The organism is Streptomyces hamibioticus, from assembly GCF_047946815.1.
GTDB lineage: Bacteria > Actinomycetota > Actinomycetes > Streptomycetales > Streptomycetaceae > Streptomyces.
Map to the genome: position 1 here is coordinate 5525833 of NZ_JBKKQY010000001.1, position 16489 is coordinate 5542321.

The 16489-nt window shown below is 73.9% G+C and carries 15 protein-coding genes and 2 pseudogenes; 9 read left to right on the top strand and 8 right to left on the bottom strand.

The genetic code is table 11. From position 1 onward, the window contains the following. Positions 1-44 precede the first annotated feature (44 nt). A pseudogene (locus ACLGIH_RS25025) lies at positions 45-654 on the top strand (hypothetical protein); the annotation flags it as partial. On the opposite strand, the pseudogene ACLGIH_RS25030 reads toward ACLGIH_RS25025, so the two are convergent. Both ACLGIH_RS25030 and cobT read right to left on the bottom strand, forming a co-directional pair. Further along, positions 597-1296 (bottom strand): annotated as a pseudogene (locus ACLGIH_RS25030) (hypothetical protein). The pseudogenes ACLGIH_RS25025 and ACLGIH_RS25030 sit on opposite strands and share 58 nt — an antisense overlap. Before the next feature lie 31 nt (positions 1297-1327). After that, positions 1328-2449: a nicotinate-nucleotide--dimethylbenzimidazole phosphoribosyltransferase gene (gene cobT, locus ACLGIH_RS25035; protein WP_416527530.1), complete on the bottom strand. Its 1122-nt coding sequence runs from the start codon at positions 2447-2449 to the stop codon at positions 1328-1330. A 232-nt stretch (positions 2450-2681) separates the two neighbouring features. On the opposite strand from cobT, the gene ACLGIH_RS25040 reads away from it, so the two are divergent. Then, complete coding sequence (locus tag ACLGIH_RS25040) at positions 2682-3617, top strand: class I SAM-dependent methyltransferase (RefSeq protein ID WP_416527531.1); 936 nt, start codon at positions 2682-2684, stop codon at positions 3615-3617. A gap of 11 nt (positions 3618-3628) precedes the next feature. Here ACLGIH_RS25040 and ACLGIH_RS25045 read toward each other — a convergent pair whose 3' ends face one another. Then, positions 3629-4828: a bifunctional adenosylcobinamide kinase/adenosylcobinamide-phosphate guanylyltransferase gene (locus ACLGIH_RS25045; RefSeq protein WP_416527532.1), complete on the bottom strand. Its 1200-nt coding sequence runs from the start codon at positions 4826-4828 to the stop codon at positions 3629-3631. Between the two features lie 171 nt (positions 4829-4999). Between ACLGIH_RS25045 and ACLGIH_RS25050 the strand changes: the two genes are divergently transcribed. Then, complete coding sequence (locus tag ACLGIH_RS25050) at positions 5000-5212, top strand: hypothetical protein (protein ID WP_416527533.1); 213 nt, start codon at positions 5000-5002, stop codon at positions 5210-5212. A gap of 111 nt (positions 5213-5323) precedes the next feature. Here the strand turns inward: ACLGIH_RS25050 and ACLGIH_RS25055 are convergent, their stop codons facing one another. The 3 genes from ACLGIH_RS25055 to ACLGIH_RS25065 form a co-directional block, all read right to left on the bottom strand. After that, on the bottom strand, positions 5324-6412 hold the full coding sequence (locus ACLGIH_RS25055; protein ID WP_416527534.1) for a S1C family serine protease: 1089 nt from the start codon (positions 6410-6412) through the stop codon (positions 5324-5326). A 210-nt stretch (positions 6413-6622) separates the two neighbouring features. Continuing rightward, positions 6623-7366, bottom strand: a complete 744-nt coding sequence (locus ACLGIH_RS25060) for a class I SAM-dependent methyltransferase (RefSeq protein ID WP_416527535.1) — start codon at positions 7364-7366, stop codon at positions 6623-6625. A gap of 74 nt (positions 7367-7440) precedes the next feature. Beyond that, a complete protein-coding gene (locus tag ACLGIH_RS25065; RefSeq protein ID WP_416527536.1) occupies positions 7441-8037 on the bottom strand; it encodes a DUF3043 domain-containing protein in 597 nt (198 codons plus the stop codon). A gap of 344 nt (positions 8038-8381) precedes the next feature. Between ACLGIH_RS25065 and ACLGIH_RS25070 the strand changes: the two genes are divergently transcribed. The 5 genes from ACLGIH_RS25070 (at position 8382) to ACLGIH_RS25090 (ending at position 12711) form a co-directional block, all read left to right on the top strand. Continuing rightward, on the top strand, positions 8382-9170 hold the full coding sequence (locus ACLGIH_RS25070) for a PspA/IM30 family protein (RefSeq protein ID WP_416527537.1): 789 nt from the start codon (positions 8382-8384) through the stop codon (positions 9168-9170). A gap of 20 nt (positions 9171-9190) precedes the next feature. Further along, complete coding sequence (pspAA, locus tag ACLGIH_RS25075) at positions 9191-9472, top strand: PspA-associated protein PspAA (protein WP_416527538.1); 282 nt, start codon at positions 9191-9193, stop codon at positions 9470-9472. 284 nt (positions 9473-9756) lie between these two features. Continuing rightward, a complete protein-coding gene (locus ACLGIH_RS25080; RefSeq protein ID WP_416527539.1) occupies positions 9757-11043 on the top strand; it encodes a sensor histidine kinase in 1287 nt (428 codons plus the stop codon). Then, positions 11040-11723, top strand: coding sequence for a response regulator (locus ACLGIH_RS25085; protein WP_416527540.1), 684 nt, complete (start codon positions 11040-11042; stop codon positions 11721-11723). The genes ACLGIH_RS25080 and ACLGIH_RS25085 overlap by 4 nt, the downstream gene beginning before the upstream one ends. A 106-nt stretch (positions 11724-11829) precedes the next feature. Next, the gene (locus ACLGIH_RS25090; protein WP_416527541.1) at positions 11830-12711 is read left to right on the top strand and encodes a hypothetical protein; all 882 of its coding nucleotides are present in this window, start codon (positions 11830-11832) and stop codon (positions 12709-12711) included. A 94-nt stretch (positions 12712-12805) separates the two neighbouring features. Here ACLGIH_RS25090 and nadA read toward each other — a convergent pair whose 3' ends face one another. Continuing rightward, positions 12806-13990, bottom strand: coding sequence for a quinolinate synthase NadA (gene nadA, locus ACLGIH_RS25095; RefSeq protein ID WP_416527542.1), 1185 nt, complete (start codon positions 13988-13990; stop codon positions 12806-12808). A 271-nt stretch (positions 13991-14261) separates the two neighbouring features. Between nadA and erpA the strand changes: the two genes are divergently transcribed. Beyond that, a complete protein-coding gene (gene erpA, locus ACLGIH_RS25100) occupies positions 14262-14618 on the top strand; it encodes an iron-sulfur cluster insertion protein ErpA (RefSeq protein ID WP_416527543.1) in 357 nt (118 codons plus the stop codon). Between the two features lie 228 nt (positions 14619-14846). On the opposite strand, the gene ACLGIH_RS25105 is transcribed toward erpA, so the two are convergent. Continuing rightward, on the bottom strand, positions 14847-16460 hold the full coding sequence (locus ACLGIH_RS25105) for a hypothetical protein (protein ID WP_416527544.1): 1614 nt from the start codon (positions 16458-16460) through the stop codon (positions 14847-14849). Positions 16461-16489 lie beyond the last annotated feature (29 nt).

Consider the following 16489-nt stretch of genomic DNA (forward strand, 5'->3'; position numbering starts at 1 on the left):
CGGTCACCGGGGCGCCGCCGGGCATATGACCTTAATGTTCCGACATGGGAGATTGGTGGCATCGCAACCTCGTCGAACCCGGCAAGCTGCCGCTGGTCCTCGCCCTCACCGCCTTCGTCCTGACCTTCGTCGTCACCCGCGTCATCACGCGCCTCATCCGGGCCGGCAAGGGCCCCTTCGGCAATGTGCGGGCCGGCGGGCTGCACATCCACCACGTGGTGCCCGGCATCGTCCTCACCGTCATCGGCGGCTTCGGCGCGGTCGCCGTCGGCCGGCACGGCTTCGGCCCCGCCGCCGCCGCGGTGGTCTTCGGTGTCGGCGCGGGTCTGCTCCTGGACGAGTTCGCGCTGATCCTGCACCTGAACGACGTGTACCGAGTTCCTCTTCGCGCTGATCGCCCTGAGCAAGGGCAAGGTGCGGCTGGCCGTCTTCGGAGCGGTGATCCCGCTGGTCGCCCTGGTCGGGGCGGTCCGCCTGGCCCGCCCCGGCTCACCGTGGGCGCGCCGCCTCCACGGCCGTCGCCCGCGCGCCCGCGCGAAGGCCGCCCTGCGCGCGGGCCGCCACGACCGCCGCTGGGCCGGGCCCAGCCGTACGGTTCAGGACTGGATCGGCGGCCGTCCGGACCCCGCGCCGGCCCGCCCCCCGGACCGCCGCCGACGCAGCTCCGACGCCCCGCACAGCACCAGGACGGCGGCGATCGCGGCGAGGTGCTCCTTTCCGGCCAGGTTCGGCTCCACCAGCACCTCGGCCACCATGGCCAGTACGACCGCCGCGGCCGTGACGTACGCCCGGTGGCGCCACCCCGGATACACCGCGAGGCCCACCACCGCCGCCGACGGGCCGGTGTCCACCACCCGCGCGTCCGAGGCCGGCAGGCCCAGCAGCGGGACGTCCGGGCCCAGCCGGACGCCCACCCGGGCGTAGAGCGTGCCGGCGAGGGTGGCCAGGCAGGCGACGGCGAGGGCGTGACGCCGGCCCAGACAGAGTTCGGCGAGCCCGAACACGAGCAGGCTGCGCGAGCGCGCCCCACGCCGGCAGGTCCAGCGCCGGCACGAACACCGACAGCGGGGTGCGCAGCAGGGCGAGCCACAGAGGGTCGGCGGCACGCACGGCCCCGGCGCCCTGCACGAAGCCGTAGCCCCACGGCTGCTGGTGCACGAGGTGCAGTACGGCCGTCAGCCCGACCGCCCCGAGCGTCATCGGGAGGGCCCACCGGCGCCGCCGGACCGACGTGGCGCGCACCGCCGCGCACAGCGGCCCCCATTCGGCGCGGGCCCAGCGGGCGAGTGCGGACATCGGGCGGTTCTCGTCCGTGCGACGGCGGCGGCTACGCCGACTGCGCGTTCTCCGGCCGCTCGGCGTCGGCGGCCGGCTCGGCGGCGGGCTCGGGCTCCTCCGGCCGTTCCGTGAGTTCAGGGAGTTCCGCCGCGAGTGCCGCCGCGGCCTGGACCAGGGGCAGCGCCAGCAGGCCCCCCGCGCCCTCCCCGACGGTCACACCGTGGGACAGCAGGGGTTCCATGGCCATCCGGTCCAGCGCCTTGGCCTGACCGGGCTCCCCGCTGTCGTGCGCGGCCAGCCACCAGTCCGGCGCCCGGAACGCGATCCGCTGCCCGACCAGCGCGCACGCGGCGGTCACCACCCCGTCCAGGATCACCGGCATCTTGCGCACCGCGGCCTGGAGCAGGAAGCCCGTCATCGCGGTCAGGTCGGCACCGCCCACCGTGGCCAGCAGGTGGAGCTGGTCGCCGAGCACGGGCCGGGCCCGGCGCAGCGCGTCCCGGATCGCCGCGCACTTGCGCATCCAGGCCAGGTCGTCGACGGCCAGCCCGCCCCGCCCGGTGACGACGGAGGCGTCGGTCCCGCACAGCGCCGCCACCAGGACGCCCGCCGCCGTCGTGCCGCCCACGCTCACATCGCCGAGCACCACCAGATCCGTACCCGAGTCGGCCTCCTCGTCGGCCACCGCGACCCCGGCCCGGAACGCGGCCTCCGCCTCCTCGAGGGTCAGCGCGTCCTCGACGTCGATCCGCCCGCCGCCGCGCCGCACCCGGTGCCGGACGACCTCGGCAGGCAGCGACTCCGGGTCGCAGTCCAGGGCCATGTCCACCACGCGCACCGGCACGCCCAGGCGCCGCGCGAGCACGGACACCGGCCGGCCGCCCTCCAGCACCTCGCGCACCAGTTCGTCGGCACCGCCCGCGGGCCGCGCCGACACACCCAGCTCGGCGACCTTGTGGTCGCCGGCGAAGAGCACCACCCGGGGCCGTTCCACCGGCCGCACCGGTACGGCCGACTGCGCCGCCGCCAGCCACTCACCCAGGTCGTCCAGCCGGCCCAGCGATCCGGGCGGCACGACCTGACGCTCCCGGCGCGCCTCCGCGTCGCGGCGCACCCCGCCGTCCGGGCGCTCGATCAGATCGGTGAAGTCGTCGAGATTCAGCGAGCTCATTCGCCGAACAGTACCGGCCCCGGTCGAACACCACGGCGCCACACCGCAACCTCGCTGGGGCGGCCTCGTTGCACCCAAGATCGGTATCCCATACGTTCCGTTTTGCAGCGGAATGTCGGCGAAACGCGGAGCGCCGTACGTCGCCGTACGTCCCTCTGTGTCCCCGCCCGCCTCGCCCGGGAGCCACCGCATGGCCGCACCGTCCCCGCCGTCCGCACGCCCCGTACCCCCCGTGCCCCTCCACGAGCCGCGCCGCGAGGACTGCCCCTGGTGCGGATCCCGGCGGCTGCTCACCCGCCGGCGCGGCGGCGACCCGCGCCGGCCCGTGCCGGGCGGCCGCTCCGCCCTGGAGCAGTGCCGGGACTGCCGCCACACCTTCCACAACCCCCCGGTCACCCCGGGACGGGAACGCCCGGACGGCCCGGTGGTCCGGGCCGGCGTCCGCCTCCGGCACCTGCTCGCCGCCCGCGCGCTGCTGCGCCGCAGCCCCGAGCCGGAGAGCTGGCTGGACGTGGGCACCGGCGACGCCGACTTCCCGCTGACGGCCCGCCGCCTCTTCCCCTACACGTCCTTCGACGGCCTGGACCCCACCCACCGCGTCCTGCGGGCCCGCGCCGCCGAGCGCGTCGAGGAGGCGTACGTCGGGCGGCTGACGGACCCGCACATCGCGGCCCGGCTGCGCGCCCGCTACGACGTCGTCAGCCTCTTCCACCACCTGGAGAGCACCCCGGATCCCCGCGCCGCGCTGCGCGCCGCCCTGCACGTGCTCCGCCCCGGCGGCCATCTGCTCGTCGACGTCACCGACCCGCGCGGGCTGTCCCCGCACCCGCTCGCCACCCGGCCGTCGGCCCACCTGCGCGCCGACCTGCGCGCCCTTGGCTGCACGGTGCTCACCCCCGCCCGCTCGCCCCGCGTCATCGCCCGCAAGGAGCCGGCACCCCCTGCGCTCCCCGCACCTCCGGTCGCCCCCGCACCACCAGTACGGCCTGTCCTGCCAGTACCGCCTGTACCGCCTGTACCGCCAGCATCCCCCGGAGCCCCCACACCCCCGGCACACCAGGCACCCCCGCCGATGCCGCCCGCCCCGCCCGTACCGCCGATGCCGCCCGGGCCGCCCGGGCCGCGGGAGCCCTCGGCCACGGAGCACGAGGGACCGTCAGCCCCGTAGCACGAGGCCCGTCAGCCCCGGAGCACCAGCGCCTGTCCCGCCACCACGAGCAGCACCTGCTCGCACTCCGCGGCGAACGCCGCGTTGAGCCGCCCCAGTTCGTCCCGGTACCGGCGGCCCGACGCGGTGGCCGGCACGATCCCCGAGCCCACCTCGTTCGACACGGCGACCACGGTCCGCCGGGTGGCGCGCACCGCGTCCGTCAGCTCCCGCACCCGGCCGCGCAGCGCCCGCTCCCCACCGTCCGCCCACTCCGCGTCGTCCCACGCCCCGACGGCGTCCATCGCGTCCGTCAGCCACAGCGACAGGCAGTCGACGAGCAGCGGCGGCCCGTCGTCCTTCAGCAGCGGCACCAGGTCGCACGTCTCCACCGTCCGCCACGACCCCGGCCGCCGCTCCCGGTGGGCGGACACCCGCGCCGCCCACTCACCGTCCCCGCCGCGCGTGCCGCCCGTCGCCACGTACAGCACCCCGGGGAAGGCCTCCAGCCGCCGCTCCGCCTCCACCGACTTGCCCGACCGCGCCCCGCCCAGCACCAGCGTCCGGCGCGGCACGTCCGGGACGAACTCGTACACGCCCACCGTCAGCGTCGACCCGTCCGGCACCGCCCGCGCCCCCGCCGCCGCGAGCCGCCGGCGCAGCTCCGGGCCCGGCGGCACCTCGTGCCCCAGGTGGACGGCGACCACGTCCGTGGTCGGCCCCACCGCGCCCACCGCCCGCAGCTTCACCAGCGCGTCCGGCCGGCCCACCACGTCCGCGAGGACCATGTCGTAGGGCTCGGCGGGCTCCTCCAGCCCGGCCGGCGCGCCGCCCGGCGGCAGATACAGCAGCCGCTGCCCGTCGGGGCCGGTCACCGCGTAGCCCGTGCCGGGCGCGTCCAGAGCCACCGCCCGCACCCGGTGCCCCGTCAGCAGCGCCAGCTCCCGGCCGTCCGGCACCCGCCCCGGCTGCGGCAGCCCGGCCGGCACCTCCACCGGCGGACCGTCGTGCGGATGGGACAACAGCACCTGCGCCACACCGCCGAGCGAATGACCGGCCCGCGCCGCGGCGAACGCCGCACCCGGCGTCAGATCGAGCAGCAGCGCCCCGTCCACGAGGAGCGCCGTCGCCGCGCGCGCGTCCTCGCCGAGCGCGACGGCGCAGGCCGCGCAGGGACAGTCGGGGCGGGGGAGTCCCGCGGGGGCACCGGTGCCGAGCAGAGTCACGTCCACGCCCCGATTTTCCCCGGTCGCCGAGCGACCTGCGCGCTCGACGCCCCCCTCGGGCCCCGTCGTCGTCAGACGGCCCGGTACGGGGTACGTGGCTGAGCACATAAGCTGCGGGCGGGAACCGGACCAAGATCCCGGTCCCGCTCTGCATGTGCTCACACCTGGGAGGCGTACATGGCGGCATGGACGTGGCGGTTCGAGACGGCCGACGGGACGGAGGTCCGGCCCGCGGTGCAGCCGGAGGAGTTCACCACGCAGGGAGATGCCGAGTCCTGGATCGGGGAGCACTGGAAGGCCCTCCAGGAGGGCGGCGCCGACCAGGTGCGGCTGTTCGAGGACGCCACGGAGATCTACGGGCCGATGAGCCTGCACGCCGAGCAGGCCTAGCCGTCCGGCCGATCGGCCTTCGGCCGGTCCGGGCGGGGGCGGTCCACCACGCGGGCCGCCCCCGCCCCTCTCTCCTCCCCCCTCCCTCGCATCCCTCGCACGCCGTCCGGCTCAGTGCTCGCCCAGCCTCACGTCGACCGTCCGCCGGTCGCCGTCGCGCGTGAACGTCACCGTCGTCCGGTCGCCCGGCCGCATCGACGCCAGCGCCTCGGCGAGCGAGGTGATGGTGGTGATGTCCGTGCCGCCCAGCCCGGTGATGACGTCCCCGGCCCGGATGCCCGCGTCGTCGGCGGCCCCGCCGTCCTCCACCTCGACGACGGCCACGCCGCTGGCCCGGTAGCCGGCGTCGATGACGGTGCGGCCGACGATGCCGAGGGCGGCCCGGCCGGAGTCGGTGACCCGGCCGTGCTCGATGATCTGGTCGGCGACCGTACGCACCATCGAGGCCGGGATGGCGAACCCGATGCCGGGCGCCTGGCTGTCGCCGAGGCCGGGGTCGATCGCGGCGAGCGTCGGGATACCGATGACCTGTCCGTCCAGGTTCACCAGGGCGCCGCCGCTGTTGCCGGGGTTGATGGCGGCCGACGTCTGCACCATGTTGGGGATGGTCGCGCCGGTGCCCCCGCCGCCGCCCCTCTCGGTGACGGTCCGGCCGGTCGCCGAGACGATGCCCTGCGTCACGCTCGACGACAGCCCGAGCGGCGAGCCCATCGCCAGCACGATCTGCCCGACCTCGACCCTCGCGGAGTCCCCGAAGCGGGCCGCCTTCACCCCGTCGGGCAACCGGTCCAGCTTGATCACGGCGAGGTCCTGCTCGGGGTACGAGGAGACCAGCGTGGCTGCGAGCGGCTCCTCGCTGTTGGCCGTGGTGACCCGGAAGGACCTCGCGTCCCCGACGACGTGCGCGTTGGTGACGACGTGGCCCTGGTCGTCGTACACGACGCCGGAGCCCAGGTCGTCGCGGGCCTGGATCTGCACCACCGACGGCAGCACGTCGTCGATCACCCGCTGGTAGTCGTCCTGGAGATCGTTGGCCGCCGTCGGCGGGGCGGCCCGGGCGGTCGCCGCCCCGTCGCCCTCCCGTCCCGGTCCCGCACCCGGCGAGTCCGGCCCCGTGCACCCGGCGAGCAGCAGCAGGCAGCACACGAGAGCGGCGACGGGGGCGGTGAGCCGTACGGCGCGGCAGGGCGGGGCGTCCATGCCCGCAGTCTCACCGCAGCACGCTCACCGGGCCCCCGGTGATCCCCCGAACGGGCGCGGCCGCGAAAGCCGTGCACCGGGCTCGGCCACCAGAGCCGTGCACCGGGCTCGGCCGCGCACTCCGCACGGCACCTGTCCTGGCCGTGCCGGCCACCGGTCCAAGCCGCGCGCTCTGCACCGGGCCGGCCGCGAAAGCCGGGCGCGTACCGGTCAGCCGCGCACTCCGCACAGATGCAGCAGCGCCGCCACTCCCCGGTAGGGGTCGGTCCGCCCGGCCCGTTCCTCGACCGCCAGCAGGGTCTCCAGGTCGTCCGGGGCCGGGGCGTCGTCGCCGGCGGTGTCCGTGAAGACGCGGACGCCGTACCAGCTGTGCAGCGGGGCGCCGATGCCCGCGAGGGTCGCGGTCAGGGCCCCCCGCCGGTCCGCCCGCACGCCCGGCCCCGGCCGGACCGGAGCACCTCGCTCCGCGTCAGCGGCGACCCGTGGGTGGGGAAGGGCCGCGGCGGTGTCCAGAGCGGTCAGCGCGCCCGTCCAGTCGCCGTGCAGGCCCGGCCGCATCGCCAGGGCGTCGCCGTTGCGCACCAGCAGTGACAGCAGACCGCCCGGCGCGAGCATCCGCGCCAGCCCGGCCAGCAGGGGGTCGGGCTCCTCGACGTACATCAGCACCCCGTGGCACAGCACCACGTCGAAGCTGCCCGGCAGGAAGTGCACGCCGGTGTCCCGGCCGTCGCCCTCGATGATCCGCATCCGCTCCCGGATGCCCGCGGGCTGCCCGGCCAGCGCGTCGCGCGCCGCGGCGATCAGCACCGGGTCCTGCTCCAGGCCGGTCACCTGATGCCCGATCCGGGCCAGCCGCAACGCCTGCGCGCCACGCCCCATGCCCACATCGAGCACCCGCAGCCGCTTCCCCACCGGGAACCGCCCGGCCAGCTGCTCGTCGAGCTGCCGGGCCACCAGCTCCTGGCGGACGACGTCACGCAGCCCGCTCGGCCCGGCCGGCGCCGCGCCCGCCGGGAACGGCGTCGTGGTCAGGGCCGCTCTCCGCGCTTGACCTGCGGCTTCGGCAGCCTCAGCCGACGCATCTGGAGGGAACGCATGATCGCGTAGGCGACCGCACCGCGCTTGTTGTCGTCGGGGAAGCGCTCGCGCAGCGCCTTCTTCAGCCGGAAGCCGCTGACGAACGAGTCGAGCACGATCATCACGATCACGACCAGCCACAGCAGCAGCGCGATGTTCTGCAACGACGCCACCCGGATCATGCTCAGCACCAGGATGAGCACGGCCATCGGCAGGAAGTACTCCGCGATGTTGAACCGCGAGTCGATGAAGTCACGGGCGAAGCGGCGGACCGGGCCCTTGTCACGAGCCGGCAGGTACCGCTCGTCGCCGCTGGCCAGCGCCTGGCGCTGGCGCTCCAGCGCGGTGCGGCGCTCCTCGCGGGACCGCTTGGCGGCCTCCTTGCGCGTCATCGGCGTGTTGGCGACGCTGCGGCGCTGGGTACGCGCCTCACTGCGCTTGGGCGTCGGGCGGCCCTTGGGGGCCTGCGGGTCGCGGATCTGCTTGGAGTCGGTCACCGGCGCCTTGTCGGCGGGGGCCTTCTCTTCCTTGGCACGGCTACGGAACACAAAACCCAAGGGTACGGGGTCGGAGGCTTAGGCCCCAGCCCCGCGGGGAACGATCCGGCAACGCCAGTCGTCTGTAAGGGGACAGAGGGGACATCGAGAAGCCGGCGGGAAGTCGGCGAAAAGTCGGCGAAAAGTCGAGGAGACATCGTGGAGGCACTGCGTGCACCCCGACCGTCACCTACTCCTCACGCCGGATCAGGAGCGTACGCAGTCGTCCTTGGGGATGAGCGCATCCGTCCCCGAACAGTGCGGTAATGGATGCAGGGCCCGTACTGTGGGTTCTGTTGCAGTCGCTGGAGCTGGAGTCGGTCAGAAGGGGGCGCGCGAAGCCCATGAGCGGTGTCATGAAGCGTATGGGGATGCTCTTCCGCGCGAAGGCGAACAAGGCCCTTGACCGGGCCGAGGATCCGCGCGAGACCCTCGATTACTCGTACCAGAAGCAGCTGGAGCTGCTGCAGAAGGTGCGCCGTGGTGTCGCCGACGTGGCGACCAGCCGCAAGCGTCTGGAGCTGCAGCTCAATCAGCTCCAGTCGCAGTCCGGCAAGCTGGAGGACCAGGGCCGCAAGGCGCTCGCGCTGGGCCGCGAGGACCTGGCCCGCGAGGCGCTCTCCCGCCGCGCCGCCCTCCAGCAGCAGGTGACCGACCTGGAGACGCAGCACGCCACGCTCCAGGGTGAGGAGGAGAAACTCACCCTTGCGGCCCAGCGGCTCCAGGCCAAGGTCGACGCCTTCCGTACGAAGAAGGAGACGATCAAGGCCACGTACACCGCGGCCCAGGCCCAGACCCGGATCGGCGAGGCGTTCTCGGGCATCTCCGAGGAGATGGGCGACGTCGGCCTGGCCATCCAGCGGGCCGAGGACAAGACCGCCCAGCTCCAGGCGCGGGCCGGTGCGATCGACGAACTGCTCGCCTCCGGCGCCCTGGACGACCCCTCGGGCATGCACAAGGACGACATCCAGGCCGAGCTGGACCGCCTCTCCGGTGGTACGGATGTAGAGCTGGAGCTGCAGCGCATGAAGGCGGAGCTGGCCGGAGGCTCGACCGGTGGGCAGCAGCAGGCCATCGAGGGCGGCAGCCAGTCGCAGCAGCCCCAGCAGCAGCCGCAGGACACCCCGCGCTTCGACAAGCAGTAGCCCACGCCTAGGAGGGCGACATGATCGTACGGATCATGGGGGAGGGGCAGGTGAGGCTGGCCGACAGCCACCTCGCCGAGCTGAACAAACTGGACGACGAGCTCCAGGCCGAGATGGAGAACGGCGACGGACCGGGCTTCCGCCGCACCCTCCAGGCGCTGCTGGACAAGGTCCGGGAGCTGGGCGAGCCACTCCCGGACGACTTCCTGGAGCCGTCGGACCTGATCCTCCCGGCTCCGGACGCCACCTTGCAGGACGTACAGGAACTTCTGAGCGAAGACGGCCTCATCCCCGGCGCCTGACCGGCCACCGTCCCCGAGCACCACACGGACCGGCGTCCGGGGCCGGCGATTCGATTCCGGGTGTGCGGGCAGTGCCGCCGGCTTCTGCGCGTCCGGTGCTCGGGGCGGGCGGCGACTCGATCCCGGGTGCCCGGGGAGCGCCGGTGACTGTCAGCCCGTCCGGCGTCTGAGGACGAGGCCGTCCAGGCCGAAGCGGGGGTCTGGGGGCGGCAGCCCCCGGCGGGGCCCACACCCACGCCGGGTGCCGTATCCGCCGACGCCCACCCCCGCTACCGTGAACCCGCGTGAGCACCATCGCGCGCGCCCGCTGCCGGCTCGGCGCGCATCCCCTCGCCCTGGACGCCGCCCTCGCCGCCGCCGTACTGGCCTGCATGGTGGCCGGCTCCTTCGCGGACCCGCACGGCCCGGACGGCGTCACCTGGGGCGTACGCACCCCGGACCCGTTCAGCCTGGTCCTGATGACGCTCGGCGCGGCGGCGCTCGTCTTCCGCCGCCGCGCCCCGAAGCCGGTCCTCGCCCTGACCGGCGTGGTCTCCCTCGTCGAGAGCGTCACCGGCGACCCGCGCGCACCCGTCGTGATGGCGGCCGTCGTCGCCCTCTACACCGTCGCCGCCACCACCGACCGCCCCACCACGTGGCGGATCGGCCTGCTCACCATGACCGTGCTGACCGGCGCGGCCATGATCGCCGGGCCGCTGCCCTGGTACGCCCAGGAGAACCTGGCGGTCTTCGCCTGGACCGGCATCGGCGCCACCGCCGGGGACGCGGTGCGCAGCCGCCGGGCCGTCGTGCAGGCCATCCGGGAGCGGGCGGAGAAGGCCGAGCGCACCCGCGAGGAGGAGGCCCGCCGCCGGGTCGCCGAGGAACGCCTGCGCATCGCCCGCGACCTGCACGACGTCGTCGCCCACCACATCGCGCTGGTCAACGTGCAGGCCGGGGTCGCCGCCCACGTCATGGACAAGCGGCCCGACCAGGCCAAGGAGGCCCTCGCCCACGTACGCCAGGCCAGCCGCTCCGCACTGGAGGAACTGCGCGCCACCGTCGGCCTGCTCCGCCAGTCCGACGACCCGAAGGCCCCGACCGAACCGGCTCCCGGCATGGACCGCCTCGACGAACTCGCCGGCACCTTCCGCAGCGCCGGTCTGCACGTCGAGGTCGCCCGCGCCGACCAGGGCACCACCCTGCCCACCGCGGTGGACGTGGCCGCCTACCGCGTCATCCAGGAGGCCCTCACCAACGTCCAGAAGCACGCCGGACCGCGGGCCAGGGCCGAGGTCAGCGTCGTCCGGGTGGGGCAGCACATCGAGATCACCGTCCTGGACGACGGCAGCGGCGCCGGCACCGGCGGTACGAGTGCCGGCACCGCCCCGGCGGCCGGCGGCGGCCACGGCCTGCTCGGCATGCGCGAGCGCGTCTCCGCGGTGCGCGGCACCCTCACCACCGGTCCCCGCTACGGAGGCGGCTTCCGGGTCCATGCGATTCTGCCGTTCGAGAACGTGCCGGTGGACAATCCGCCGCCCGGCGCCCCGCCGGCCGGCAACCGCACAGACGCCGCGGAGGACCCCGTATGACGATCCGTGTCCTGCTCGCCGACGACCAGGCGCTGCTGCGCAGTGCCTTCCGGGTGCTGGTCGACTCCGAGCCCGACATGGAGGTGGTCGGCGAGGCGTCCGACGGCGCGGAGGCGGTGCGGCTGGCCCGCGAGGAGCGGGCGGACGTGGTCCTGATGGACATCCGCATGCCCGGCACGGACGGCCTCGCCGCCACCCGGATGATCAGCGCCGATCCTGACCTGGCCGGGGTCCGGGTGGTCATCCTGACCACCTTCGAGGTCGACGACTACGTCGTGCAGTCGCTGCGCGCCGGGGCCTCCGGCTTCCTCGGCAAGGGCTCCGAGCCCGACGAACTGCTCAGCGCCATCCGGGTCGCGGCCGGCGGCGACGCCCTGCTGTCGCCGGCCGCCACCAAGGGCCTGATCGCCCGATTCCTCGCCCAGGAGAACACCGCCGGCGACGACCGCGACCCCGCCCGCTCCGAACGCCTGGCCTCCCTGACCGGGCGGGAGCGCGAGGTGCTGGTGCAGGTGGCCGGCGGGCACTCCAACGACGAGATCGCCGAGCGGCTGGAAGTCAGCCCGCTCACCGTGAAGACCCACGTGAACCGGGCCATGGCCAAGCTGGGAGCCCGCGACCGGGCCCAACTGGTGGTCATCGCCTACGAGTCCGGCCTGGTACGCCCAAGGGCGGAGTGACCCTCGTGCGGGTGTCCCTGCCTTCCGGTGCAGCACGCACCCCGCCGGTGTCGGCCCGCTCCGGAGCAGCCAGAAAGGATCGCAGGCCAGAAAGGACCACAAGCTCATGTACACCACCCCGGCCCCCGAGGTGGACATCACCGAGATCATCCCTGAGCTTTCCGAATGGCGTCGGACCACGGTGCGTCTGCACCCCCGGCCAGGGGACCCGCGGGAGACCGACAGTCATGTCGGCGGTCCCATGCTCGGTGTCGAGGGCGTTTCGCGTCCCGTGTGCGAGGAGCATCCGACAGACGACTTCGGCCGGCGTGCGGCGCGCCCCATGGAATCCGTGGCCCAGTTTTTCCGCCGCGATGTCCCGGCGGTTCCCTATCCGGCCGGCTGTGATCTCCTTCAGGTCTACTGGTGCCCGAACGATCACTATGTGGAATACGCCGGCTCGGAGTACGCAGGGCCCGCGGTCTCACTTGTGTGGCTGGATTCCGCCCAGAGCAAGGGGAGCCTCGACGACTCCCCCCATGACCCGGCCTTCTCTCGGGCCGAGCCCTTCAACGATGCCTACGAGCTGCGTCCGTGTCGGATCTCTCCCGAGCGGGTCATCGAGTTTCCCTGGACGGAAGAACTTCCCGACGACACCGTGAGGCGTCTGGTCACGGTGGACCGGGACCAGGGGCTGCGCTATCAGTACGCCCTCTCCGTCGCGCGCGGCTGGAAGGTCGGAGGGTGGCCGAGCTGGCACTCGACGGGCAGCAGAGACCTCTCCTGCCCCGACTGCGAGGGAAGCGTCGAGCTGCTCCTCAAGGCGGACAGCAGTGAGTGGGACGGCGCGAGCGACCGGTGGTGGCCGCTGGAGGACCGGGAACTGGACCAGCAGGCCCGCAAGGCCGCCCACGAACCGACCGGCGTCGACGTCGGCCCGTTCGGCGAACTGCGTGTCTTCGTCTGCCGGGACGACGTCCGGCACCGTCCCGTGCTGGACATCCAGTGACCGGCTGGAGGCCCCGTCCGGCACCGAAGGTGGCAGGGCGGGGCCTCCAGCCGTGCAACGCGCCGCGCGGGCGAGTGGGCGGGGAGCGAAACGGCTACGGCAGCGCCAGCATCCGCTCCAGTGCCAGCTTCGCGAACGCCTCCGTCTCCTTGTCGACCTCGATCCGGTTGACCAGGTTGCCCTCGGCCAGCGACTCCAGGGCCCAGACCAGGTGCGGCAGGTCGATGCGGTTCATCGTCGAGCAGAAGCAGACCGTCTTGTCGAGGAAGACGATCTCCTTGCCCTCGGGCGCGAAACGGTTCGCCAGCCGGCGGACCAGGTTCAGCTCGGTCCCGATCGCCCACTTCGAGCCGGCCGGGGCCGCCTCCAGGGTCTTGATGATGTACTCGGTGGAGCCGACGTAGTCCGCCGCGGCCACCACCTCGTGCTTGCACTCCGGGTGGACCAGGACGTTCACGCCGGGGATGCGCTCGCGCACGTCGTCGACCGAGTCGAGGCTGAAGCGGCCGTGCACCGAGCAGTGGCCGCGCCACAGGATCATCTTCGCCGCACGCAGCTCCTCGGCGGTCAGGCCGCCGTTCGGCCGGTGCGGGTTGTAGACGACGCAGTCCTCCAGGGACATGCCCATGTCGCGGACGGCGGTGTTGCGGCCCAGGTGCTGGTCGGGCAGGAACAGCACCTTCTCGCCCTGCTCGAAAGCCCAGTCCAAGGCCCGCTTGGCGTTGGACGACGTACAGATCGTGCCGCCGTGCTTGCCCGTGAACGCCTTGATGTCGGCCGAGGAGTTCATGTACGACACCGGCACGACCTGCTCGGCTATGCCGGCCTCGGTCAGCACGTCCCAGCACTCGGCGACCTGCTCGGCCGTCGCCATGTCCGCCATGGAGCAGCCGGCGGCCAGGTCGGGCAGGACGACCTTCTGGTCGTCGGAGGTCAGGATGTCGGCGGACTCGGCCATGAAGTGCACGCCGCAGAAGACGATGTACTCCGCCTCGGGGCGCGCCGCCGCCTCCCGGGCCAGCTTGAAGGAGTCACCCGTGACGTCGGCGAACTGGATCACCTCGTCGCGCTGGTAGTGGTGGCCCAGCACGAAGACCTTGTTCCCGAGCTTCTCCTTTGCCGCGCGGGCGCGCTCGACCAGATCCGGGTCGGAGGGCGAGGGCAGGTCGCCGGGGCAGTCCACACCCCGCTCGCTCTTCGGGTCGGCCTCGCGGCCGAGCAGCAGCAGGGCGAGGGGCGTCGGCTGTACGTCGAGCTCCTGGGCTTGGGCGGTGGTCACGACACGCACCCTTTCTACTTTTCGTCGAACTGACGCTATATATCATAACCGCTTCACGTCAGTTTGACGATGGCCATATTGTCGATGTGACATGAATCCCGGTCCCCGGCGGGCCGAGCGGATGCCGTCTCCGGCGCTGTCCGCGCCCCCGGCGCGTGTGCGAGCATGAAGGGAAGCCGAGGAGAAAGTCGGGCTCGCCCGGAATGAATCCGCGGCCCCGCCGGTTGCAATCGTCGGCAAGCAGTCTCCGTACAACCCGGGAGAGATGTAGATGTCCGTATCGGACGAGACCAGCACCGTCACCGACGGCATCATCCTGACCGACGCCGCCGCGGCCAAGGTCAAGGCGCTGCTCGACCAGGAAGGCCGTGAAGACCTGGCGCTGCGTGTCGCCGTCCAGCCCGGCGGCTGCTCCGGCCTGCGCTACCAGCTCTTCTTCGACGAGCGCTCCCTCGACGGCGACGTGGTGAAGGACTTCGACGGAGTCAAGGTCGTCACCGACCGCATGAGCGCCCCGTACCTGGGCGGCGCGACCATCGACTTCGTGGACACGATCGAGAAGCAGGGCTTCACGATCGACAATCCGAACGCGACCGGCTCCTGCGCCTGCGGCGACTCCTTCAGCTGAGTCCGGCGCAGCCGCGGCCGGAGCGCGCGGACCGACGGAGGCGGGGTCCCGGGATCTTCCCGGGGCCCCGCCTCCGTGTCGTCCGCGTCGTCGAGCAGCGCGCCTGCTCCAGCGGTTGCCTCCCAGCGGTTGCCTCCCAGCGGCTGCCGGCCGGCTGGTTCAGCGGGTGCCGGCCGGCTGGTTCAGCGGGTGCCGGCCGGCTGGTTCAGCGGGTGCCGGCCGGCTGGTTCAGCGGGTGCCGGACGGCGCCGGCAGCCGTGCGCCCGGCTTGGCGAGCGGGATCTTCTCGCCGTCCGACCCCACCACCGTCCGGTCGCCGAGCGGCTCGTCCAGCGGCACGGTCAGCTCGTACTCCTTGGCGATCAGGATGCAGACCTTGCCCGGCTGCGAGGTCTCGGTCACCGTGACCCGCACCTCGTCCCCGGTCCCGGTCGCCTTCGCCTCGTAGGAGGCGCACACGCCACCGGTGAAGTGCACGGTCAGCTCCGTGCCCGCGGTGGTGTAGCCGGTGACGTCCACGTCCCGGGTCGCGGGCGCCGAGGCCGGTTCGTCGGACGGCGCGGCCGAGGGCGCCGTGGACACCAGGTACTCCGGGTCGACCGCCGGATACGTCACCGTCAGCGTCTCCTGCGCGCCCGGCGACCGCACCTCGAAGAGCCACGACGGCACGAGCGTCTGCCGCCCCTGCACCGGGTGCGCGGCCAGCCCGAACACCGCGCGCTCGACCGTGAGCGTCTCCTTCTCCGGCTTCCCCGGCGCGCACAGCTCCGCCGGACCTTCGTCGTCCAGCGGTACGGGACTGGCGCAGCCGCCGACGCCGGCCCGCGAGCCCGCCCCCGGCGCCGCGTTCATCAGGGCGAGCGTCCGCTCCGCGTCCAGGACCGGATACGTGTCGCCCTTCGACGGCACCTTCAGCTGACCGCTGCCGCCCGCCACCTCGCCCCGTGCGCCGACCGTCACCCCGGTCGTCCACCCCTGCGTGGGCAGGCCTCCGACCACCGGCTGGGCGTTCACGACCCGCTGGGCGCCCATGACCTGGGTGGCGTCCAGCTTGGCGGTGTCCTGACCCACCGCCTTCAGCACCGGCGCCGCCGCCTTCTTCGCCGCCGCCTCGCTCACCGGCTCGGCGTTCGCGGGGGGCACCGCGCAGGACGGGCCCTTCTTGCAGTCGTCGGTGCCCGGCACGGCCCGGTGGAACGTCCAGGTCCCCGGCGCCTGCACGTTCACCCGCAGCACCGGCCCCGAGCCGTCCTTGACCGCCCCGACGGTCCAGGTCCGCCCCCGCTCCACCGGTGCGCCCTCGACGCCCAGCGCCTTGGCCAGACGGGCCACCTCCTCCTTGGTGACCTCGCCCTTCGTGCGGTACACGGCCGCCTCGCCGGGGCCGTCCGGGAGCGGGCCGTCGGCCTTGTAGACGACGCCGTAGGGGTTGGGCTCGCCGGGAGCGACGCCGGCCCCGTCGGGCCCGGCGGGGGCCGCGTAACCGTCCAGGGCGAGCGGCGGGGGAGTGTCGTCGCCCGACGCCCCGGACGACGTACCACCGCCGGAGCCGCCGGTGCCGCCGGACGCGGTCGTGGCGAGATACGCTCCGCCGCCCCCGGCGAGCAGCACGGCGGCTGCCACCGAAGCGGCGGCCAGCGCCGGGCGCCGGCGGCCCGAGCGCCCGTCGCCGGTCTCCGCCCCGGCCCTCTCCCCGGCCTCCTCGGTGGCCTGTGCATCAGCGTGCTCGGGCGGGTCCGCCGCGGCGCCGGTGGTCTCCTCGGCGCCCCGCGCGGTGCCGGCGGGCTCGGCGGCACCGGCACCGGCCTCGGCGTCGTCGTTGTCGGGTCGCTCGCTGTTCACCGCATCGCTCCTTCGGCTGTTACGGGGGG

Coding starts and splice junctions, on each gene's coding strand:
- ACLGIH_RS25050 (WP_416527533.1), top strand. CDS start 5,000: ATGGCGGCATGGACGTGGCGGTTCGAGACGGCCGACGGGACGGAGGTC.
- ACLGIH_RS25085 (WP_416527540.1), top strand. CDS start 11,040: ATGACGATCCGTGTCCTGCTCGCCGACGACCAGGCGCTGCTGCGCAGT.
- cobT (WP_416527530.1), bottom strand. CDS start 2,449: ATGAGCTCGCTGAATCTCGACGACTTCACCGATCTGATCGAGCGCCCG.
- erpA (WP_416527543.1), top strand. CDS start 14,262: ATGTCCGTATCGGACGAGACCAGCACCGTCACCGACGGCATCATCCTG.
- ACLGIH_RS25090 (WP_416527541.1), top strand. CDS start 11,830: ATGTACACCACCCCGGCCCCCGAGGTGGACATCACCGAGATCATCCCT.
- pspAA (WP_416527538.1), top strand. CDS start 9,191: ATGATCGTACGGATCATGGGGGAGGGGCAGGTGAGGCTGGCCGACAGC.
- ACLGIH_RS25070 (WP_416527537.1), top strand. CDS start 8,382: ATGAAGCGTATGGGGATGCTCTTCCGCGCGAAGGCGAACAAGGCCCTT.
- ACLGIH_RS25055 (WP_416527534.1), bottom strand. CDS start 6,412: ATGGACGCCCCGCCCTGCCGCGCCGTACGGCTCACCGCCCCCGTCGCC.